Source organism: Halococcus saccharolyticus DSM 5350, from assembly GCF_000336915.1.
Taxonomy (GTDB): Archaea; Halobacteriota; Halobacteria; order Halobacteriales; family Halococcaceae; genus Halococcus; species Halococcus saccharolyticus.
Map to the genome: position 1 here is coordinate 81,470 of NZ_AOMD01000005.1, position 21,828 is coordinate 103,297.

Genomic DNA, 21,828 nt, shown 5'->3' on the forward strand with positions numbered 1-21,828 from the left:
ACACGACGAAACGTGCTACGCAAGGTAGCGGGGCTGTCGGCGCTGGCGGTCGGTGCCAGTGGCGTGGCCTCGGCGGCCGACTGCAGCAGCCATCCACAGTGGGAGTCGGAAACGACATACAACGGGGGTAACAAAGTCGTCCACGACGGCGCGCTGTGGGAGGCCGAATGGTGGACGAGGGGCCGGGAGCCGGCGGTGAGCAAGAACGTCTGGACCAAGGTCGGTGACTGTGGTAGCGGTGGTGGTGACGGCGGCAACACCGCACCGAGTGCGACGTTCACCACCTCGTCGGCGACGGTGACGCCCGACGAGTCGGTCACGTTCGACGCGTCGGGATCGTCGGATACGGACGGCTCGATCGCCAGCTACGAGTGGGCGTTCGGCGACGGTGCGACCGCGACCGGACAGACGGTCCCGCACGCGTACGCGTCGAGCGGCAGCTACACCGTCACGCTGACTGTCACTGACGACGACGGTGCGAGTGCGTCGTCCTCGAAAACGGTCTCGGTCGAGGCCTCGGGCGGCGGTGGCGGCAGCGAACCGACCGGCGACACGGTGTTCGCTCCGTACGGCCACATGACGACCCAGCCGGGCACGAGCCTGGTCGACCACGCTCAGCAGGCCGGCAACGACGCCGTGACGGCGGCGTTCGTGTTGTCGGACGGCAACGGGAACGCGGCGTGGGACGGCGCGCCGGACATGCTCGTTGGCGAGGCTGGAATGCAAAGCGAGATCCAGGCCTACCAGGACACCGGCGGCACAGTGATAATTTCCTTCGGCGGCGCGGTGGGGACGATGATCGCCCAGGATACGACCGACGTCGGCGCGATCAAATCGGCGTACCAGCACGTGATCGACACCTACGGGGTCACCCATCTCGACTTCGACATCGAATCGGTCAGCGAGAGCGCGGTCGACCGGCGCAACGAGGCGCTGGCCCAACTCCAAGCCGAGAACTCCGACGTGAAGGTGTCGTACACGCTGCGGTGTCGCACCACCGGACTGACGAGCCACGGCACCTATATCGTGGAGAACGCCAAGAGCCACGGGGTCGATCTGGAGTTCGTCAACGTGATGACGATGAACTACGGGTGGGTCGCGCCGACCGCGAGCACCGTCAAGGACTCCGCCAACGGCACTCATGACGACCTCATGTCCATCTTCCCCGACATCTCGTCGGCGGCGGCGTGGAGCATGGTGGGCGTGACTCCGATGATCGGGGTGAACAACGCGGGCGGCACCCACCACCTCGACGATGCGCGCGAGGTGGCATCGTTCGTACAGGACAAGGGGATCGGCCTCGTCTCGTTCTGGTCGCTCGACCGGGACAACGGCGGCTGTCCGGACGGCTCGGTCTCGGCGACCTGTAGCGGAATCGCCCAGAAACCCTACGCGTTCTCGGCGATCTACAACGGCGTCTCGAAATAGTATCGCTCGCCAACCAACCACGACAACCACAAAACACGAACCACGAATCATGAACGATTCACGACGAGATCTGTTGCGCAAAGTATCGGCACTTCCCGTCGCGGCATACGGTTTCAGCGGGATCGCAGCGGCGGCCGACTGTAGCGGCATCCCGGCGTACGATTCGGGGACCGCCTACTCCGGCGGCGACCAGGTGACCTACGACGGATCGCTCTGGACCGCCGAGTGGTGGACCAAGGGTACCGCACCTGCAGCGAGCGAGAACGCCTGGACCAAACAGGGCGATTGCAGCGCCAACGGTGGCTCCGGGAGCGACGGGAGCGTTACTGACTGCAGCGGCGTTCCTGCGTACGACGCGAGCACTGCCTACTCGGGTGGCGACCAGGTGACCCACGAGGGTACGCTCTGGACCGCCGAATGGTGGACCAAAGGAACCACGCCCGCTGCCAGTGAAAACGTCTGGACCAAACAGGGTGACTGCGGGCCTGCCAACGAGATGCCAACCGTCTCGTTCACGGCGAGTCCGTCCGCGCCCGATCCGAGCGCGTCGGTCACGTTCGACGCGTCGGGTTCTTCGGATCCGGATGGCTCGATCACATCCTACGAGTGGGCGTTCGGTGACGGCACCTCGGGGACCGGCGAAACCGCGAGTCACACCTACGACGCCATCGGGAAGTACACCGTCGAGCTGACGGTGACTGACGACGGCGGCAAGACCGCGAGTACGACTTCGACGCTCACGGTGGGCAACCCCAACGAGGTCCCGACTGCGTCGTTTGCGGTCGATCCGTCGATGCCCGCACCCGGGAAAGCGGCCACGTTCGACGCGTCGGGCTCCTCGGATCCCGACGGCTCGATCACATCCTACGAGTGGGACTTCGGCGACGGATCGACGGGTTCGGGGAAGACTGCGAGTCACACCTACAGCTCGAAGGGTACCTACACGGTCTCGCTGACTGTCACGGACGGTGCGGGCGCGAGCACGACCACCACGAGCGACGTGACGGTCGGGACCGGCCCCTCCGACGAGTTCAAAGTCATCGGTTACTACCCCGGCTGGAAGGCAACGCCGGAGTACGACTACTACCCCGAGGACATCCCGTGGGGCAAGGTCACCGACGTGCAGTACGCCTTCCTCGGCGTCGATGCGACGAAGGCCGTTCCCACGATCATGAGCGAACAGGACCGGAAGAATCTAGAGCGGTTCAAGGAGCTCAAGTCGGGACCAGCATCGGACACCCGCGTGAAGGTCTCGGTCGGTGGGTGGGCCGACTCGGAGGGGTTCAGCGACATCGCGGCGAGTCAGAGCAAGCGCCAGACGTTCGCCGACCGGAGCGTCGAGATCGTCCGAAAGTACGACCTCGACGGCGTCGACATCGACTGGGAACATCCCGGTAGCTCCCAGGGCAAGTGCCAGTGTGGCCGTAACGCAGACTACGAGAACCACATCAAGCTGTTGCAGGCGCTGCGCGACGCGCTCGACGCCGCCGGGAAGGAGGACGGTCAGAAGTACTACCTCTCGGTCGCCAACGGTGGTTCGGACTGGAACGCAGGCGGGCTCCGTCACGGCAAGATCGGGGAGATCTGTGACTACACCATGATCATGGCGTACGACTTCACCGGGTCGTGGATGGACGTCGCCGGACTGAACGCGCCGCTGTACGGTTCGGGCCATCCGACCGAAAACTCTCAGTACGGCGAGACCTACACCGCCCAGTACTACGTCGAGTACTCCGTGGACAAGTTGTACGCGGGCAATCACGGCGAGACGGGCTACTGGCCCGGCCAATGGAAGTACCCGCCCGCCGAACCTGCTGCCCATAGCGAGCTCGTGCTCGGGCTGCCGTTCTACGGACGCGGGTTCAACGGCACCGAGCTCTACGGTAGCTACAGCGGACTGCCGAAGGGAACGTGGCACGACCAGCTCGAAAAGGGTGCGGACCCGACGGGCGCGTTCGACTTCGGCGATCTGGAGGAGAACTATCAGAACACGAGCGGATGGACGAAGTACCGCCACGATCCCGGTGCAGTGCCGTACCTCGTCAACGAAAGTGAGGAGACGATCATCAGCTACGACGACGAGCAGGCGATCGAGGAGAAGGTGAAGTTCGCGAAGGAGCGCGGCATGCAGGGCGTGATGTTCTGGGAACTCTCCCAGGACTGGAACGAGACGCTGCTCGACGCGATCCTCGCCACGATCTGATCGTCAGCCGTCGTTCGATCTACCGATGAACAACACACCACGCGACACGCCCGATCGGCGGTCGACGCGCCTGCCGATCCAGCGGGGCGTGCCACCGCCCGTGACGAACGGCGGACGATCGAGGGTCGGCGACGTCGATCCGAACGGCGTTCCGATCCCACGAGCTCGTCGCGGCGAACGTGTACTCGGCGCATAGCACTCGACGAACGATGCGGAAGACGACACCACGAACACAACTCATGAACCACACACGACGGAGCGTACTGCGCAAGGCAGCGGGACTCTCGGCGCTGGCGATCGGGACGAGCGGAGCCGCTTCGGCGGCGACCGACTGTAGCAACGTGCCAGCATACGACGCGAACACTGCGTACTCGGGCGGCGACCAGGTGATCTACGAGGGATCGCTCTGGACCGCCGAGTGGTGGACCAAAGGCACTGCACCCTCCACGAGCGAGAACGTCTGGACCAAACAGGGCGACTGTGGGTCCGGCGGCGGTGGCGGTGGTGGCTCCGATGGCGGCAGCGGCGGAAGCGCCGCCGACTGTAGCGGCGTCCCGGCATACGACCCGAACACCGCCTACTCCGGTGGCGATCAGGTGGTCCACAACGGATCACTCTGGATCGCCGAGTGGTGGACCCGTGGAAGCGCGCCCGCCGAGTCCGAGGCGGTCTGGACGCTGGAGGGGTCCTGCCGTAGCGACGGCGGCGGTGATGGTGGCGATGGCGGCGGTGATGATGGAGACGGCGGCGGTGGCGGCGGAGGCGGCGGTGGCGGGATTTACTCCCTCTACGCGGGTACGTGGATGAACCGCGTCGACGGCGTGACGAGCCGGAACCTCGATCACGTCTACCTGACGGTCCTCGGTGACGCCACGGACGACGGCGAGGTGAACGCCGGGTGGCTGGCGGGCTGCAACACGGGCTCGTGTAGCCAGAAGTCACTCTCGACACAGACCGACACGATCCAAGCGCTTCAGGACAACGGCGTCGAGGTGCGGGTTTCGATCGGCGGCGCGGACGGACGTGTCGTGGCTCGGGACGCGAGCAGCGCCACCGAACTCAAAAACGCCTACGCCAACATCCTCGACACGCTCGGCGTCAGCACGCTCGACATCGACGACGAGAACGCCGACCAGCGCTCCGAGACGCTCTACGAGATGCGCAACGAGGCGCTGGCGATGCTCAAAACGGAGCGACCGAACGTCACGGTCGGCTTCACGGTCTCTGCGACCGCGGATGGCATCGTGAGCTACGGCCACTCGCGTGGCAAGACGTGGATCAAGGACGCCGAAAAGAAGGGCGTCGGCCTCGATTACGTCCAGCCGATGACGATGTACTTCCAGGGCGACGAGAACTTCGATTCGATCACCCAGTCGCTCGAAGGTACTGTTGACTTCCTGGAGACGGTCTACACCGGGAAGTCCCGGAGCGCGATCTGGTCGATGGTGGGCGTGACGCCCCTGCTGAGTCAGATATCGACCCAGGACGCGACACAACTGGTCGATTACGCCAGCCAGAAGGGCATGTACAGCATCGCGCCGTGGTCGCTGAACCTGGACACCAACGGCGAGTTCTCGGACATCTTCAAGCAGTTCGGATAGCCGACGGGGACTGAGCCGCTCGAACGGGGTCGAGCACGACTCTCGACTTCCCTAATCGGCTCCCGATGGTTCGCCGAAGAATCCGCCACGACGATCCTCGGTCCCATCACTCGTTGCCGGATCGCACACGAAACGAAAGACGACAAAACCGACATGAAACACACACGACGAAGCCTTCTTCAGAAGGTATCGACACTGCCCATCGCGGCGTACGGCCTCAGCGGGATCGCAGCGGCAGCCGATTGCAGCGGCGTCCCGGCGTACGATTCGGGAACCACCTACTTAGGTGGCGATCAGGTGATCTACGAGGGATCGCTCTGGACCGCCGAGTGGTGGACCAAAGGAACCACGCCCGCCACGAGTGAGAACGTCTGGACCAAACAGGGCGACTGTGGACCGGTCAACGACGGGCCGACCGCCTCGTTCACGGCGAGTCCGTCCACGCCCGATCCGGGTGCGTCGGTCACGTTCGACGCATCGGGAAGCTCGGACCCCGACGGTTCGATCACATCCTACGAGTGGACTTTCGGTGACGGCACCGCGGGCTCGGGCCAAACCGCGAGTCACGTCTACGATGCGGCCGGAGACTACACCGTGACACTGACCGTGACCGACGACGCCGGTGCGAGCGCCGCCACGTCGACGACGGTCGGCGTCGGCGACACCGGCGGCGGAGGTGGCGGGGGCCCCGTCTCTGCCACCACCACCCTCGCCGAGTTCTACGCAGAGTACGACAAGGACTTCTACCCGGCCGAAACCGAAGGCGGCGTTCCCGGGCTGCTCAAAAACGAGCTGCCCGCCGACGCCAGCCAGCACGGCGTCGACCTCACCGCGATCCAGGACAACGCTGACGACGGCTCGATAGAACTGCGCGCACTCGGCGACCGGGGGCTCGGGTTGGTCAAACGGTTCACCGCCGACGGGGTGCCGCGAGAGACCACCGCACGACTCATGCCGTGGCTGACATCGCTACCCGAGACGACCGAACCGATCCCGTTCAACGACGGGAGTGGCCGGAATGGCGGCCTCACGGCCGACACGGGACCGGTGTCTGCAACGAACGATCCACCGGTGTTCGTTCAGGACGCGTGGCCGAGTGGTGCACAGTTCGACGACGTCTACCACCAGTCCCGACGCTCCGACTGGAGTAGCGGCGTCAGCGACACTCAGTACACCAACGCCGACAATCCGATCATCGACGCCACCACGAAAAAGAACCATCCGGTCACGGGTGCGTCGCTCGGGAATGGGTTCACCGCGAACGCGCCGCTAGAGGGGACTGCCGAACTCCACGGCGATGGCTGGATCTTCGACCAGTCGCTGATATTCGAGAACACCACCGACGTGCCGCTGCTGATCGATGGTGCGGTCGTCTGGTGGGTCGGGGCGTCGAAAGGCGGACGGGGACTGGATCAGTTCTCCTACGACAACGCACAACGGAAGAACTTCTCGGTGGGCCACCCACAGCGGGACGTCATCGAAGTGTCCTTGCCAGCGGCGGACAAGCCGGGTCCCTTCCAAGGAACCGACGCGCCGCTCTCGGCGTACGGGGTCCGGATCGCACAGCACAACAACCCGTACATGTATAGGACGTGCTACCCCAACCAGAAGTTCTCGATGACCTACCAGAACGTCACGGGCCCCGGTCAGTACGACTGGCCGCTCACCGATCTAGTCGACGTGATGCTCGAAACCTGCCACGTCGAGTTCCGTGAAGACATGTCCAGCATCAACCAGAACACCGAGCTGGTCGCCACACTCGATATGAAGAACCGCTACGGGAACTAGCGGCCCGTCGGCGGACGATTTTCGTCGGAGCGACGATCGAGATTCGGTTTCGTACAGTGGAAAGACGTAGCGACCGGCGACTGCAAAGAGCTGGTTCGTGGATCGCGATTCGCGGGCGGCACGATCGACGAACGACTACTCCGTCGGAAGTTCCTCGATATACGCGTTCCAGACCGCTTCGGGGTTCTCACACGCGATATCGGAGATGATCCGGCAGGCGTCGTAGCCCCACATGAACACGCTGTCGACGTCGCTGTCGGCGACGGTGCGGGTCGCGGTGTGGACGTCCTCGATGGTGGCATCGCTGCCGTCGAGCCGGAACCCCTGGATCCAGATCTGGCTGCGCTTGTCGTACTCCGCGGCCAGCGATTCGACGAGATCGGTGAAGTAGCCGACGAACTCGGCGGCTTCGTCGGGGGCGTGGATCGCCCAGTAGGGATCGGTCGCCAGCACGTCGAGAGCATCGTTCGCGGCGAGGCGCTCCCAGTCGGAGAGGCCGTGATCGGCGTCCTCGCTCGGTAGGAGACAGACCGCGTTCTCTGCGCCCTCCTCGTGCGCGAGCGTCATCATCTCGTCGAGGAAGTCGAGTAAGGCGTCCTCGCGGAACGCAGTGACCTGGTCGGTCTGCTCGTCGGGCATCGACTCGCCGTACGCCTCCTCGTAGGCAGCCTGGCAGTGTTCGCATCGGCAGGCCCACGCGTCCTCGGGGTACTCCGCCTCGTGCCAGCTCGCGATGAACCAGTGGGGCTCGTCCCAGAACAGCACGTCGGCCCCGATCCCGGCGGCGTCACGGGTCCAGCCGCGCATGTACTCCCGGAACGCGGGCGCGTTGAAGCAGGCTGCGGGGATGCGCTCGCCGGTCGAGAGTATTTGACACGCCTCGGGATGCTTGCCGATGAACTCCGAGAGCGCCTCGCCGCCGAACACCCGGCCGACCGACCACGGATTGACGTAGGTCTCGAACCCGCGATCGTGGCTCGCCTCGATGATTCCCCCCATCGTCCCGGTGTAGTACTCCCGATCGCGCTCGCTGAACGTGTGGAGGATCGCGTCGAGACCCTCGTCGGCGAACCGATCGAGGTCGGATTTCACATGGTCCACATCGCGGACGCCGAAGTAGCTCGTTCCGGTCTCCATACCACCCCCACCGAGGGGAAGGGGAAAAACCACGAGGTAGCGGCAATCCCGATGAAACGGGGTGACTTCAGTTCGACGATCGAAAGATTTCCAGCACGAACCACACTCGATCGAGCGGAAGCGGACTGACACGAGGAGTCTCAGCCGCCGATAGTTTTTTGCTGCCCAACTCCGCAGAGAGAGACGACCTGTCACGAGCAATGTCGATCTCTCGGGGGTCGCAAAGGTGTACGACGACGATCTCCTCACAGTCGATGACGTCGATCTCACGGTCGAGGACGGGGAGTTCCTCGTCATGGTCGGTCCCTCGGGCTGTGGTAAGTCGACGACGCTGCGGATGATCGCCGGACCCAATCAGCCGTTCCACGAGCGCGTCTACGATGCGGACGAGGCACCGACACGGGAGTGACCCGGTTTCCTGTCCTCGCCTGCGGGCTGTCGTCCGACATCGATCAGTGAGACAGTTCGGTCGAGAAACCCCGAGCAACTATGTACGCCGCGGTGATCGGTCGAGTATGAAGTTCGCGATCTGGGCCTATCCCTGGTCTCTCGTTGACGAGGGCGTTGAGCAGGCCGCGAGGCGGTTGGAACGGATCGGGATCGACGAGATCACGCTCGCAACGAACTACCATGCAGTCCAGACGTACCACCCCCGTCAGCCGGGTCGGAGCACGTTCTTCGCGCGGGCGAGTGCGTACTTCCAGCCGGACGGGGAGTACGGCCGGCTCGAACCCGTACCGAACGAGCGGATGGGTGAGGACGATTGGCTGGCCGAGATCGCCGACGGAATCGCGGACACCTCACTCGCGCTCAACTCGTGGACTGTCGGCTGTCACAACTCCCGGCTCGGGATGGCCAACCGCGACTTCGCGCTCGAAAATCCGTTCGGGGATCGGCTCGTGTTTGGACTCTGCCCGTCGAAGCCGGCAGTACACCGCTACCTCACGGCGCTCGTCGCGGATCTCGACGCACGGACCCCGTTCGAGCGGATCGAACTCGAACAGTTCGATTACTTCTATGGAACTGGGTTCGGTTGGCACCACCAGAAGATCCACGTTGGCCTCGGCGATCTCGGCGAGTTCCTGTTCGGACTCTGTTTCTGTGATGCGTGTCGCGCGAACGCGGCCGATGCCGGTATCGACGTCGAGCAAGCGCGATTGCAGTGCATCGAGACGCTCGACGCCATTGCGGCAGGTGAACTCGTTTCGGACATCGGCGTCGCCGCTTGGCTCGTGCACCATCCGTCGGTCCGTTCGTACGTAGAAATTCGTTGCGAGACTCTTGCGGAGGTGTTCGCCGATCTTCGCCGGAAGGTCGACGCGGATCTCGGCTACTACTTGCCGAACCTCGCCCCCACAGATGCGTGGAAGTACGGAGCCGATCCCGACCGGCTCGCGACCACCCTCGATCACCACGTCGCCCTCGCCTACGGCTCGAACCGAACGGAAATCACCGACTGCGTTCGTACAGCCCAATCACTCACCGACACGCCGGTTCACGCCGGCGTTCTCGCCGGTCATCCGGCGATCGAGAATCGAGCGACGCTCGTCGACATCGTGGACGGCCTCGCCAACGCCGGCGTCAAGCGCGTCTCGTTTTACAACGACGGACTGCTCCCCGAGCGAAATCTCGATTGGATCGAGGCGGCGACCGAACCACATCGATAGATCCACATGCTGGATGGGTGCCGGAAGGAATTGTTGCGATTGTCTTCTCTGGAATCGATAGAAGTAGTTGTATTCGTATCATCCTCCGTACCAGGCGCGACAGTTTCGCGGCGAAATGAGTTGTATGTGGACTGTGACAAACTAAAGCCCGGAGTGATGGAGTGAAGATGCAGGGGCAAGAAACAAAAATATCTGGATATCTACCGACCGAAGCCAAGTCATTCGGAAGAATGACATCAACACGATCGGCAAACTGTCCGTTGATGCGGCTGTTTTCATCGGAAGAGATTTCTCCGATTGCGAAGCCTGTTTAACTACTTCTAACTGCCGTATTGTCGTTCGTCACGACGAGGGATCCGGTGCCGGTTCGTCTCGCTCTCGGCCATTACTCAGTCGCTGGCGATGGACGATGCCGACGTTGTTCACGGTTCGTTCGGTGAACGCTCGAAACGCATCGCCGGTCTCGCCGTCGTCGAGCACGATCGGCGCGCCGTCGTCGCCACCCTCCCTGACGCGTGGATCGAGTGGAAGTTCGCCGAGGAACGGCATCTCGACTTCCTCGGCGAACGCCTCGCCGCCGCCCTCCCCGAAGAGCGCGTGCTCGGAACTGCAGTCGGGACACCGAAAGCCGCTCATGTTCTCGACGATCCCCAAAACTGGTGTCTCGTGTTTGCCGAACATCTCCAACCCCTTTTTAGCGTCGTCGACCGCGACCTCCTGGGGTGTAGTGACGATTACTGCGCCCGCGATCGGCACCGTCTGGAGGAGGGTGAGTTGAGTGTCGCCCGTCCCCGGCGGGAGGTCGATCACCATGTAGTCGAGCGATCCCCACTCGACGTCCTCGAACAGCTGGGTGATGAGCTTGTGGACCATCGGGCCGCGCCAGATCACGGGATCGTCCTCACCAGTCAGAAAGTCCATGCTCATCAGCTTCATGCCGTACTTCTCGGGCGGGATGATCTGCTCCTCGGCCGTGGCCTGGGGCCGCTCGTCGGCGTCGACCATCCGGGGAACGTTCGGGCCGTAGACGTCGGCGTCGAACAGTCCCACGCGCGCGCCAAGCTGCGAGAGTCCGGCAGCGAGGTTGACCGCGACGGTGGATTTCCCGACCCCGCCCTTGCCCGAGGCGACCGCGATGACGTTCTTGACGTCGGGAAGGACGTCTCCCTCGGCTGGCCGATCGACGTTCGCGGTGAGCTCGCACTCGATCCCTTCCGCACCGAGCACCTCACGCACCCGCCCCGCGATCGCGGTCTCGTTCGGCGAGTAGGGCGCACCGAGCGCGAGCGAGACGTGGGCAACCTCCTCTCGCAGCTCGACGTTGTTGACGAGACCGAGCGAGACGATGTCGTCGCCGAGATCCGGGTCCTCGACCTCGCGGAGGAGCGATCGCACGTCGTCTTCGTTCATAGCGGCGGTAGCTCCGGCCGAGCGATAAGGGTTGGGAACCCGCCGATCGGTCGGCGACGTCGGCTCGACGATTCGTGGTGGCTGGCGGCCAGTGGGGCGCGTCGGTGGATGGGTCCGCTGGCCGCAGCGTCGGTTCCCAACCCCGACCCGGGTTTCGTTGGGGTTAAATACCCGCGTCGAATTAGTCCGAGACACGTACTGCAGGGGGTCGGCCCCGAGTCCGAGAGGGCGAGACTAACAGCGTGGGTCGTGGTAGCCAAGCCTGGCCCAAGGCGCAGGGTTGCTAACTCTGTGGCGCACAGCCTCCGGGGTTCGAATCCCCGCCACGACGCTCCGAACCACATCATATGAGCGCAGAAGACCCAGACACACCGGCCGAAGACGAAGAGGAGGACATCCGTTACTTCGTCCGCATCGGCCAGACCGACCTCGACGGGACGAAAAGCGTCGAGCGGGCGCTGACCGGCATGAACGGTGTCGGACGGCGGGCCGCTCGCATCATCGCAGCGGAGGCGGACGTCGACCGGACGGCAACGCTCGGCCGACTCGACGACGACGCGGTCGATTCGATCATCGAGCACGTCGAAGGATTCGCCGAGGACGTACCGGCGTGGCTCACCAACCGTCCGACCGACTACTTCACGGGCGAGACCACCCACGAGGTCGGCAACGACCTCTCGCTGACTCGTCAGCAGGACATCAATCGTATGCAGATGATCAGCTCGTACAAGGGCGTGCGCCACGAGCGCGGCCAGAAGGTCCGCGGCCAGCGCACCAAGTCCACCGGTCGTTCGGAGGGGACGATCGGCGTGAACGTCGAAGCCATCCAGGAAGAGATGGAAGAAGAGGCGGAGGGCGAATAGATGGCGCTCGGATCCAACACGAAGGGCTACGAGACGCCGAACCACCCCTTCCAGGGCGAGCGTATCGCCGAGGAGTCGAACCTCGTCGGACGCTACGGCCTGAAGAACAAAGAAGAGCTCTGGCGCGCCCAGTCCGAACTCCGTGGGTTCCGCCGCGAGGCGCGACGCCTACTCGGAGACGCCCAGGGCGACGTCGACGCCGCCGAACGGGAGGGCGAACCGTTCCTCGCTCGACTCCGGCGACTCGGCATCCTCAGCGAAACGGACGGGCTCGACGACGTGCTGAGCCTCGAAGTCACCGACGTGCTCGAACGCCGGCTGCAAACCGTGGTCTACCGCACCGGACTCGCGAACACGGTCCAGCAGGCCCGCCAGTTCGTTTCTCATGGACATATCGTCGTCGACGGCGCACGAGTGACGACGCCCTCGCGGAAGGTCGACGTGAGCGAGGAGGACCTCGTGGGATTCGACGAAACGAGCCCGATCGCGGACGAACTCCACCCCGAACGAGCGGAGGAACAAGAATGAGCGCCGACGAAAACGAGGAGCGGTGGGCAGTCGCGCACGTCCACGCCTCGTTCAACAACACGATCATCACGATCACCGACCAGACCGGGGCAGAGACGCTCGCCAAATCCAGCGGCGGGACCGCCGTGAAGCAGAACCGCGACGAGGCGTCGCCCTATGCCGCGATGCAGATGGCCGAAGGCGTCGCCGAGGAGGTGCTCGCCCAGGGAATCGAGGGCGTCCACGTCAAGGTCCGCGGTCCCGGCGGGAACCTCCAGCAGAGTCCCGGACCGGGCGCACAGGCGACCATCCGGGCGCTCGCGCGCGCCGGACTGGAGATCGGCCGGATCGAGGACGTGACGCCGATCCCGCACGATGGCACGCGCGCCCCCAAATCGAGCGGGTTCTAACCAGTGAGCGCCGCGTACGACGTCGCGTTCATCGATCGCGACGACCGCGACGCACGCTTCCTCGTCCGGGGGATCACGCCCGCGTTCGCCAACGGGATCCGGCGGGCGATGGTCGCCGACGTGCCGACACTCTCGGTCGACACCGTGCGAGTGGTCGAGAACTCGTCGGTGATGTTCGACGAGCAGATCGGCCACCGACTCGGAATGGTGCCACTGAGTGCGCCGCCGAACGAGTTCGAGCCGGACGATAGCGTCACGCTGGGGCTCGACGTTTCCGGCCCCGACACCGCGTACTCCGGCGACCTCGTCAGCAGCGATTCGGTTGTCGAACCCGCCGAGGACAACGTCCCGATCATCGAGCTCAAAGAGGACCAGCGCCTCGAAGTCGAGGCCGAGGCCGTGCTCGACACCGGGAAGTCCCACGCCAAACACCAGGGCGGCGTGGCAGTCGGCTACCGCCACCTCCAGAAGGTGGAGGTCGTCGGCGACCGCGAGGAGTTCGCCGACGAGGAGCCGAACATCCTCCGGGGCGTCATCGAGGAGGACGGTGAGCTGATCCCGACCGAGGAGTTCGACAACGACCTCACGAACCGGTATCCGGGCAAGGAGGTCACGGTCGAGGACGTGCCGAACGCGTTCGTCTTCCACGTCGAGACCGACGGCTCGCTGACCGTCGAGGAGCTGGTGACGGCGGCGGTCGACTCGCTGGAAACGCGCGCGAACGAACTCAAAGAAGCGGTCCAGTTGTAATGTATCGCCCCACGAACCACGAACGGTCGCGTGCCCGCCGTCGAGATACGGCAGCAGGCACGCACCGGCACGGCTCCATCGCGCGGACACGTCGGCACGGCGAGCGGACGCCACGCGTCGCGCGACCCCTGAGTGACGTGCCGCCGATCGAAACTGGTTTGTGGGGACGGAAACGAGTGCAGTCCGCGTGCAGGGATAGCCAAGTCAGGTCAACGGCGCAGCGTTCAGGGCGCTGTCTCGTAGGAGTTCGCAGGTTCAAATCCTGCTCCCTGCATGCTCTTTTGGGAGACAAGTTATGAGCAAGACCAATCCGAGGCTCACGAGTCTCATCACTGAACTGGAATCGACTGCCCGCGAGGCGGATAGCCCCGTCTGGCAGGCAGTCGCCGACCGGCTGGAGAAACCCCGGCGCACCCACGCCGAGGTCAACCTCGGTCGGATCGAACGCTACGCCAAGGAGGAAGAGACGGTCGTCGTTCCGGGCAAGGTGCTCGGCAGCGGCGTCCTCGAAAAGCCCGTCACCGTGGCGGCAGTCGATTTCTCCGGCACAGCCGAAACAAAGATCGATCAAGTCGGGGAGTCGCTCGCGCTCGAAGAATGCATCGAGCAGAACCCCGATGGATCGGACGTCCGGGTGATCCGATGAACGCCGCCGAGTTCGAACCCGACATCGTGGTCGACGCTCGGGACTGTATCCTCGGGCGGGTCGCGAGCCAGGTCGCAGAACGCGCCCTCGACGGCGAGCGCGTCGCCGTGGTCAACGCCGAGGAGGCGGTCATCACGGGCGGCACCGACGACGTGATGGGCGTCTTCGAGGACCGCGCCGAGCTCGGCTCGGACAGCGGGCCGTACTACCCGAAACGCCCCGACCGGATCATGAAGCGCTCGATCCGCGGGATGATCCCGTACAAGCGCCCGCGCGGGCGCGAGGCGTTTGAGCGCCTCCGGGTCTACGTCGGCGATCCCTTCGAGGACGACGCGGCGGTTCTCGACGGGACCTCGCTGGATCGGCTGTCGAACACCAAGTTCGTCCAACTGGGCGACGTGAGCGAAAACCTCGGAGCCAACGTCACATGGTAACGAACACCTCAGGCAAGAAGAAGACCGCGATCGCCCGCGCCACCGTCTCGGAGGGTGAGGGTCGCGTTCGCATCAACGCGAAACCAGTCGAACTGATCGAGCCCGAGCTGGCACGGCTGAAGATGCTCGAACCGTTCCGCATCGCCGAGGAACGCCGCGAGAGCGTCGACATCGAGGTCGACGTGAGCGGCGGTGGCACCGTCGGGCAGGCCGACGCAGTCCGAACCGCGATCGCACGCGGGCTGGTCGAGCACGCGAACGACGCCGAACTCCGCGACGCGTACATGGAGTTCGACCGGTCGCTGCTCGTGAACGACGTCCGTCAGTCCGAATCCAAGAAATGGGGCGGCCCGGGCGCACGGGCACGCTACCAGAAGTCCTACCGCTAACATGATCGGGACACCAGCCTCGGGAGGACGACTGCCATGATGGTCCCCGTGCGGTGTTTCACCTGCGGGAAGGTCGTCGGCGAGCACTGGGAACCGTTCGAAGCCCGGGTCGAGGACGGCGAGGACCCGGCCGACGTGCTCGACGACCTCGGCGTGGACCGGCACTGCTGTCGCCGGATGTTGGTGTCGCACTCGGACCTCGTCGACATCGTGGCCCCCTATCAGTGATGGCTCAGCGCTACAATCGGTACGAGAAGGCGCGGATCATCGGCGCGCGAGCGCTCCAGATCGCGTACGGCGCGCCCGTGCTGGTCGGGACGGATAGTACCGAACCGATCCTGATCGCGGCCGAGGAGTACGACGCCGGCGTGTTGCCCTTCACCGTCAACCGGGGGCAGCAATGACGCTGATCACCGAGGTCCGGCTCCGGCGGGTGCTCGATTCACGCGGGAATCCGACCGTCGAGGCCGAGGTCACTACCGAGTCGGGCGGGTTCGGTCGGGCGGCCGCACCGAGCGGTGCAAGCACCGGTGCACACGAGGCGACGTCGCTACCCGCGAGCGAGGCGATCGCGAGCGCCCGCGAACACGCCGTCCCGCGAATCGAGGGCCAGGTGTACGCCGGCGACCAGCGCTCGGTTGACGCCGCGCTGCGTGCGGCCGACGGCACCGAGAGCTTCGACGAGATCGGCGCGAACAGTGCAGTCGCGATTTCGATGGCTGCCGCGACCGCTGCAGCCGACACACTCGGCGCACCGCTGTACCAGCATCTCGGCGGGGCGTTCCGCGGGAACGAGTTCCCGACGCCGCTCGGCAACGTGATCGGCGGTGGCGAGCACGCGGCAGAGGCGACCCACATTCAGGAGTTCCTCGCCGCGCCGGTCGGCGCACCCAGCGTCGCGGACGCGGTGTTCGCGAACGCCCGAGTCCACGGGGCAGTCGGCGAGATCCTCGCCGAGCGCGATGTCGCTGCGGCAAAGGGCGACGAGGGCGCGTGGGCCCCCGCGATCGACGACAGTGAGGCGTTCGAGATCGTCGCGGAAGCCACAGAGCAAGTCGCCGGTGAGGTCGGCTTCGACATCGGGTTCGGTCTCGATGTGGCGGCGACCGAACTCTACGACGCCGACGAGGGTGTCTACCGCTACGGTGACACCGAGCGGACGCCCGACGAGCAGATCGAGTACGTCGCAGGCCTCGTCGACGAGTACGATCTCGTCTACGTCGAGGACCCGCTCGACGAGGAGGATTTCGAGGGGTTCGCCGATCTGACCGACCAAGTCGGATCGGAGACGTTGATCTGTGGCGACGATCTGTTCGTGACGAACACCGAACGGCTCGATCGCGGGATCGAAGCGGGCGCGGCGAACGCCCTCCTCGTGAAACCGAACCAGATCGGGACGCTCTCGGACGCGTTCGACGCGACCGAGCGCGCCGTCGAGAACGGGCTCGCGCCCGTGATCTCCCACCGATCGGGCGAGACCGAGGACACCACGATCGCACACCTCGCCGTCGCGACCGCCGCACCGTTCGTCAAGACGGGCGCGGTCGGCGGCGAGCGCACAGCCAAGCTGAACGAACTCATCAGAACCGAGGAAACCGCATGAGCAACAACGAAGAGGGTCTCGACGCGGCCGAACGCGACATCGAGGCGGAGCCGACCGGCGAGTCCGGCGCAGAACCCGCGACAGACCCCGACACCGACGTGAGAGACGAATCGATCGAGGGGACGACCGACGCCGACGAGGCGGCCACGGACGAAGTCGAGGAGAGCAACGGACCGGCGTTCGACGAGGACGTCATGTCCGGCGACGAGGCCGACCTCCTCATCCCCGTCGAGGACTACCTCGGCGCAGGCGTCCACATCGGCACCCAACAGAAGACCGACGAGATGGAGCGGTTCATCCACCGCGTCCGGACCGACGGCCTCTACGTCCTCGACGTGGGCCGAACCGACGAACGGATCCGGACCGCAGCCGACTTCCTCGCGAACTACGACCCCGAGGGGATCCTCGTGGCCTCCTCGCGCCAGTACGGTCGGTTCCCGGCCGAAAAGCTCGCCGACGCCATCGGGGCGCGCGCCCGGACGGGGCGGTTCATCCCCGGGACGCTCACCAACCCCGACTACGACGGGTACATCGAGCCCGACGTGCTCGTGGTGACCGACCCGATCGGCGACGCCCAGGCCGTCACGGAGGCCATTACAGTGGGTATCCCGGTCGTCGCGATGTGCGACTCGAACAACTCCACGAGCAACGTGGACCTCGCGATCCCGACGAACAACAAGGGCCGCCGGGCGCTGTCGGTGGTCTACTGGCTGCTCGCGAACGAGACGCTCGACCGCCGCGGCGCGGACACGGTGTACGAACTCGACGACTTCGAAGAGGGTATCTGAGCCCGCGTTCGTTTTTCAGCGCATCACTCCAACAGCGACGGCGTTCGCCGGCGAGAGTCCAGTCCTGATTCTCACTCGACGGCTGGGTACGGAACGACGTCGACCGACTCGTCAGGTTCGATCGCGGTTTCGGTGAGAACGAATCCGTCGGCGAGCGTCGCCCGTGTGCTCGCGGCAACAAGGCCCGGTTTGAACTGATCCTCGTAGAGCGGAAGCGACGAATCGACGTGACCGAGCGCCGTCGCTCGCCCGTCCGCCACGACAACCGGGACCGCGTACTCCCGGTCGGCGTCGGGCATTCCGACGTGGTGTTCGGGAGTGGCCGTGACAGTCGAAAGATCGGTTTTCCCAGTGAACAGCGGACGGGCAACGAGCACGGCCGCGATGTGAGCCGCGATCGGTTTTCCAGGAAGTGCGACGACGGGAGTTCCATCCACCACAGCGGCCGTCACAGGGCGACCGGGCCGGAGGCGAACGCCGGCGAACAGCGGGTCGTGATCGGCGAGGACACTCGAAACGTGATCCGCTATTCCAACGCTCGTCCCGCCAGTCGTGAGGACGACGTCGTGGTTCGCGGTCGCGTCCTCGATCGTCTCTCGAACCGCGGCGGGATCGTCGGGCACGGTTCGTGGGTCCGTCGGGATGTGCCCCCAAGACCGGACGAGATTGGCGAGGAACGCCGAATCGCGGTCGGGCTGTCGGCCCTCGTAGATCTCGGTGCCGGTCGCGACGATGCCGACCGCAAACCGCTCGCGGACCGGAAGGGTGTCGATACCGACATCACGGAGGAGCGCCGCGTGTCGCGGCGCGAGTCGATCGCCCGCGGCGAACAGCCGCTCGTCCGCTTCGGCGGTGGTGCCTCGACGGTGGACGTTCGTTCCGGCGGCGAGGTCCCAGGTCGTGAGCTGCCCGTCCGCGACGGTCGCGTTCTCGCGTTTCAACACCGCGTCGGCCCGGGATGGCAGCGGCGCACCGGTAGCGATCCGTACCGCGGTTCCGGAGCCGATGTCGGGTGGCTCGTCCTCGGGTGCGATCTCGTCGACGACATCGAGTGGCGGCTCGTCGGCAGCCGCAGCGGCGTAGCCGTCCATCGTGGCGTAATCGTGTGGTGGGACGTCGCGGGGCGCGTGGACGTTCTCGGCGAGCACTCGACCGGCGAGCGCATCCAGTTCGACGGACACCGTGGCGACGTCGGCGAGTGCTGTCGATCGCGCTTCGGTGATCCGTTCGATCGCCACCGAGCGAGCGACCAGCTCGCGGTCGGACATACCATCCCGTGGCTCGAACGCGTCATATCCCTTCCGCCGGTGTCGGACGATCGGGCGACGGCACCTAGACGATCGTGCGTGCGCGACGCGAAACCATGGTAATCTTTTTCATTACATAGCGACACACTAGGGTGAAGGTGTCTCGCACGCCTTTCGGGAGCAACTCGACATATGGAATTCAGTGGGACGTTCGAACTCGAGGACACGACCACCGAAGAGGTGTGGCTCGCGCTCTCGGATCCGGTGATGATCGAGAGCGCGCTTCCCGGATGTGAGTTTCTCGTCCGGGTCGACGACGGCGACGTCGATTTCGACGCGCTCCGCGAGGAGCACGCCGATCGGGACGTCGAACCGACCTCGGACCCGGAAGTCATCGCCGAACGGGCGTTCGAGGAGGGGGGACGCTACGCCGCCGTCATGCAGATCAGCATTGGACCGGTGAACCCGACGTTCGAGACGGTCGTGACGATCGACCATCGCGAACAGCCCGCAATGGAGGCCTCGGGCGAGGGCTCGGCTGGGGATAGCTCGTTCGAGATGACTTCGGGAATGGAACTCTCCGAAACCGACGACGGCGTCGGGGTCGAGTGGGAGACCGAGGCCGACGTGTTCGGCCGGATCGCTTCGATGGGCCAGCGGGTCATCAACCCGGCAGCGAATCAGGTCGTGAAGCGATTCTTCTCGTCGGTTCAGGAGGAGATCCGCGAGCGCGAAATCGCCGAAGGCGGCGAGGTCGAAGCGGCAGAGCCGGCCGAGGAGTCCGGGGACGATCGCGGTATCGTCGATCGAATTCTCGGTCGATCGGAGGGGAGTTAACACATGACAGAACACGACATCGAGGTGACGGTCAACGGCACAGCACACGAACTCACGGTCGATTCCCGGACACTGCTGGTCCACGCCCTGCGTGACGAGTTGGGCTATACCGGGACGAACGTCGGGTGTGAAAGCTCGACCTGTGGGGCCTGTACCGTTCACCTGGACGGCGACGCGGTAAAGTCCTGTACGCTGCTCGCCGTGCAGGCCGACGGCGCAGCAATCGGGACCGTCGAGGGACTCGCCGAGGACGGGACCTACGCCCCGATCCAGGAAGGCTTCCAGAAGGAGCACGGTCTCCAGTGTGGCTACTGCACGCCCGGGATGATGCTCGCGGCGAACGATCTCTTGGAGCGCAACCCCGACCCCGACGAGGAGGAGATCCGCGAGGCGATCGAGGGCAACCTCTGTCGATGTACCGGCTATCAGAACATCGTGAACGCGGTCGAGTTCGCCGCCGACGAGATGAGTGCGGCAGCGACCGACGGTGGCGAGGACGTGACCGAGACGACCGCCGTAGACGGTGGGGGTGACGACTGACCATGGGAATCGAAACCATCGAATCCGACGAACTCGACGTGGAATCGGTGCTCGGCTCGGCGGTCGAGCGCCGCGAGGACCCCTCGCTCATCACGGGCGAGGCCGAGTACACCGACGATATCCAGCGGCCGAACATGGCCCACATGGCCGTATTGCGGAGTCAGTACGGCCATGCGACGATCGGCGATGTCGACACCAGCGACGCCGAAGAAATGGACGGGGTGATCGGCGTCTACACCGCCGACGATCTCGACGTTCCCGGCGAGATCCCCGTCGGCTGGCTGCTCGACAGTCTTGAGACGCCGGTCCATCCACTTCTCGCGGGCGAAACTGCGCGGTATCAGGGTGACGGGATCGCCGTGGTCGTCGCCGAGGAGCGCTACATCGCGAGTGACGCGGTCGACGCCATCGACGTCGACTACGACCGCCAGGATGCAGTCATCGACCCGAAGGAGGCCGTCGAGGACGGTGCGCCGGTCGTCCACGACGACCTCGACGACAACACCGCCTTCGACTGGGAGATCGGTGATGCGGATGCTACCGACGACGCGTTCGACGACGCGGCCCACACCGCCGAGGTCGATCTGACGAACCAGCGACTGATCCCGAACGCGATGGAGCCGCGGGCGACGGTGGCGGAGTACAAACCCGGTACCGAAGAACTGGAGGTTCACATGACCTCACAGAACCCCCATCTCCACCGCCAGCTCATGTCGGGAGTGCTCGACGTCCCCGAGCACAAGATCCACATCGTCGCACCCGACGTGGGCGGCGGGTTCGGCTCGAAGATCCACCACTACCCCGACGAGGCGCTCGCGTCGTGGTGTGCGATGGAGACCGGGCGGCCCGTGAAGTGGACCGCCACGCGGACCGAGACCTACCTCACCGACGCCCACGGCCGCGATCACATCACCCACGGCGAACTCGCGATGGACGAGGAAGGAACGATCACCGGGATGCGCGTGAAGACCTACGCAGGGATGGGCGCGTACCTCTCGACGTTCGCACCCGCCGTGCCGACGTATCTCTATGGGACGCTGCTCTCGGGGCAGTACGACATCCCAGCGATCCACTGCAACGTGGTCGGCGCGTTCACCAACGGCGCACCCGTCGACGCCTATCGCGGGGCTGGCCGTCCCGAAGCGCTGTACGTCGTCGAGCGGCTGATAACCCTCGGCGCGCGCGAGATGGGGATGGACCCCGCGGAATTCAGACGCCAGAATTTCGTTCCCGACGACGACTTCCCTCACCAGACGCCGGTGGCAGTGGAGTACGACAGCGGGAACTACGAACCGGCGCTCGACAAGGCGTTGAAAGCTGTGGGCTACGACGACCTCCGGGAGCGTCAGGAAGAGCTCCGCGAGGAAGGACGGTATCTCGGGATCGGACTTTCGAGCTACATCGAGGCGTGTGGGCTCGCGCCATCCGAACTCGCCGGCCAGCTCGGTGCGCAGGCCGGCCTCTGGGAATCGGGGCTCGTTCGGGTCCATCCCACCGGGAAGGTCACGGCGTTCTGTGGCACCTCGGGCCACGGCCAGGGCCACGAGACCACCTACGCCCCTGTCTCTTATACACATCTC

Annotated in this window: 23 protein-coding genes and 2 tRNA genes; 22 read left to right on the plus strand and 3 right to left on the minus strand. The window is 65.1% G+C overall.

Going from position 1 to position 21,828, the window contains the following annotated elements:
- The first annotated feature begins 12 nt into the window (after positions 1-12).
- The 4 genes from C449_RS01745 (at position 13) to C449_RS01760 (ending at position 7,020) form a co-directional block, all read left to right on the plus strand.
- Positions 13-1,428 (plus strand): PKD domain-containing protein, encoded by a 1,416-nt coding sequence (locus tag C449_RS01745; protein ID WP_241430051.1) that lies wholly within the window; start codon positions 13-15, stop codon positions 1,426-1,428.
- Between the two features lie 49 nt (positions 1,429-1,477).
- Positions 1,478-3,631 (plus strand): glycosyl hydrolase family 18 protein, encoded by a 2,154-nt coding sequence (locus C449_RS01750; RefSeq protein WP_006076155.1) that lies wholly within the window; start codon positions 1,478-1,480, stop codon positions 3,629-3,631.
- 239 nt (positions 3,632-3,870) lie between these two features.
- Entirely contained in the window at positions 3,871-5,232 is a 1,362-nt protein-coding gene (locus C449_RS18775) for a carbohydrate-binding protein (protein ID WP_152415626.1), read from the plus strand.
- Between the two features lie 153 nt (positions 5,233-5,385).
- The gene (locus C449_RS01760) at positions 5,386-7,020 is read left to right on the plus strand and encodes a PKD domain-containing protein (protein ID WP_006076157.1); all 1,635 of its coding nucleotides are present in this window, start codon (positions 5,386-5,388) and stop codon (positions 7,018-7,020) included.
- A gap of 135 nt (positions 7,021-7,155) precedes the next feature.
- Here the strand turns inward: C449_RS01760 and C449_RS01765 are convergent, their stop codons facing one another.
- Positions 7,156-8,157: a hypothetical protein gene (locus C449_RS01765; protein WP_006076158.1), complete on the minus strand. Its 1,002-nt coding sequence runs from the start codon at positions 8,155-8,157 to the stop codon at positions 7,156-7,158.
- A 226-nt stretch (positions 8,158-8,383) separates the two neighbouring features.
- Here C449_RS01765 and C449_RS01770 point away from each other — a divergent pair, with 226 nt between their 5' ends.
- Complete coding sequence (locus C449_RS01770; RefSeq protein ID WP_006076159.1) at positions 8,384-8,566, plus strand: ATP-binding cassette domain-containing protein; 183 nt, start codon at positions 8,384-8,386, stop codon at positions 8,564-8,566.
- Positions 8,567-8,672: 106 nt separating this feature from the next.
- Entirely contained in the window at positions 8,673-9,824 is a 1,152-nt protein-coding gene (locus tag C449_RS01775) for a hypothetical protein (RefSeq protein ID WP_006076161.1), read from the plus strand.
- A 342-nt stretch (positions 9,825-10,166) separates the two neighbouring features.
- Here the strand turns inward: C449_RS01775 and C449_RS01780 are convergent, their stop codons facing one another.
- Positions 10,167-11,234 (minus strand): Mrp/NBP35 family ATP-binding protein, encoded by a 1,068-nt coding sequence (locus C449_RS01780; RefSeq protein WP_006076162.1) that lies wholly within the window; start codon positions 11,232-11,234, stop codon positions 10,167-10,169.
- 246 nt (positions 11,235-11,480) lie between these two features.
- Between C449_RS01780 and C449_RS01785 the strand changes: the two genes are divergently transcribed.
- From C449_RS01785 to rpsB, 13 genes are all read left to right on the plus strand, one after another.
- Positions 11,481-11,565: transfer RNA gene (locus tag C449_RS01785), tRNA-Ser, on the plus strand.
- 16 nt (positions 11,566-11,581) lie between these two features.
- Complete coding sequence (locus tag C449_RS01790) at positions 11,582-12,097, plus strand: 30S ribosomal protein S13 (RefSeq protein ID WP_006076163.1); 516 nt, start codon at positions 11,582-11,584, stop codon at positions 12,095-12,097.
- Positions 12,098-12,625, plus strand: a complete 528-nt coding sequence (locus tag C449_RS01795; RefSeq protein WP_006076164.1) for a 30S ribosomal protein S4 — start codon at positions 12,098-12,100, stop codon at positions 12,623-12,625.
- Positions 12,622-13,014 (plus strand): 30S ribosomal protein S11, encoded by a 393-nt coding sequence (locus tag C449_RS01800; protein WP_006076165.1) that lies wholly within the window; start codon positions 12,622-12,624, stop codon positions 13,012-13,014. The genes C449_RS01795 and C449_RS01800 overlap by 4 nt, the downstream gene beginning before the upstream one ends.
- 3 nt (positions 13,015-13,017) lie before the next feature.
- Complete coding sequence (locus tag C449_RS01805; protein WP_006076166.1) at positions 13,018-13,764, plus strand: DNA-directed RNA polymerase subunit D; 747 nt, start codon at positions 13,018-13,020, stop codon at positions 13,762-13,764.
- 189 nt (positions 13,765-13,953) lie between these two features.
- Positions 13,954-14,038, plus strand: a tRNA-Leu gene (locus C449_RS01810).
- 21 nt (positions 14,039-14,059) lie between these two features.
- Positions 14,060-14,410, plus strand: coding sequence for a 50S ribosomal protein L18e (locus tag C449_RS01815; RefSeq protein ID WP_006076167.1), 351 nt, complete (start codon positions 14,060-14,062; stop codon positions 14,408-14,410).
- A complete protein-coding gene (locus tag C449_RS01820; RefSeq protein WP_006076169.1) occupies positions 14,407-14,844 on the plus strand; it encodes a 50S ribosomal protein L13 in 438 nt (145 codons plus the stop codon). Before C449_RS01815 ends, C449_RS01820 begins: the two co-directional genes overlap by 4 nt.
- Positions 14,838-15,233, plus strand: a complete 396-nt coding sequence (locus C449_RS01825) for a 30S ribosomal protein S9 (protein WP_006076170.1) — start codon at positions 14,838-14,840, stop codon at positions 15,231-15,233. Before C449_RS01820 ends, C449_RS01825 begins: the two co-directional genes overlap by 7 nt.
- A gap of 36 nt (positions 15,234-15,269) precedes the next feature.
- Positions 15,270-15,461, plus strand: coding sequence for a DNA-directed RNA polymerase subunit N (locus C449_RS01830; protein ID WP_006076171.1), 192 nt, complete (start codon positions 15,270-15,272; stop codon positions 15,459-15,461).
- Positions 15,461-15,637, plus strand: a complete 177-nt coding sequence (locus C449_RS01835; RefSeq protein ID WP_006076172.1) for a DNA-directed RNA polymerase subunit K — start codon at positions 15,461-15,463, stop codon at positions 15,635-15,637. The genes C449_RS01830 and C449_RS01835 overlap by 1 nt, the downstream gene beginning before the upstream one ends.
- A complete protein-coding gene (eno, locus tag C449_RS01840) occupies positions 15,634-16,836 on the plus strand; it encodes a phosphopyruvate hydratase (protein ID WP_006076174.1) in 1,203 nt (400 codons plus the stop codon). The genes C449_RS01835 and eno overlap by 4 nt, the downstream gene beginning before the upstream one ends.
- Positions 16,833-17,624 (plus strand): 30S ribosomal protein S2, encoded by a 792-nt coding sequence (rpsB, locus tag C449_RS01845; protein ID WP_006076176.1) that lies wholly within the window; start codon positions 16,833-16,835, stop codon positions 17,622-17,624. Before eno ends, rpsB begins: the two co-directional genes overlap by 4 nt.
- 71 nt (positions 17,625-17,695) lie before the next feature.
- Here rpsB and C449_RS01850 read toward each other — a convergent pair whose 3' ends face one another.
- Entirely contained in the window at positions 17,696-18,892 is a 1,197-nt protein-coding gene (locus C449_RS01850; protein ID WP_006076177.1) for a molybdopterin molybdotransferase MoeA, read from the minus strand.
- A gap of 171 nt (positions 18,893-19,063) precedes the next feature.
- Here C449_RS01850 and C449_RS01855 point away from each other — a divergent pair, with 171 nt between their 5' ends.
- The 3 genes from C449_RS01855 to C449_RS01865 form a co-directional block, all read left to right on the plus strand.
- Entirely contained in the window at positions 19,064-19,708 is a 645-nt protein-coding gene (locus tag C449_RS01855; RefSeq protein ID WP_006076178.1) for a CoxG family protein, read from the plus strand.
- 3 nt (positions 19,709-19,711) lie between these two features.
- Positions 19,712-20,248, plus strand: a complete 537-nt coding sequence (locus tag C449_RS01860) for a (2Fe-2S)-binding protein (protein ID WP_006076180.1) — start codon at positions 19,712-19,714, stop codon at positions 20,246-20,248.
- Between the two features lie 2 nt (positions 20,249-20,250).
- Positions 20,251-21,828 (plus strand): xanthine dehydrogenase family protein molybdopterin-binding subunit (locus C449_RS01865; protein ID WP_006076181.1); only part of this gene is annotated, 1,578 nt, incomplete at its 3' end.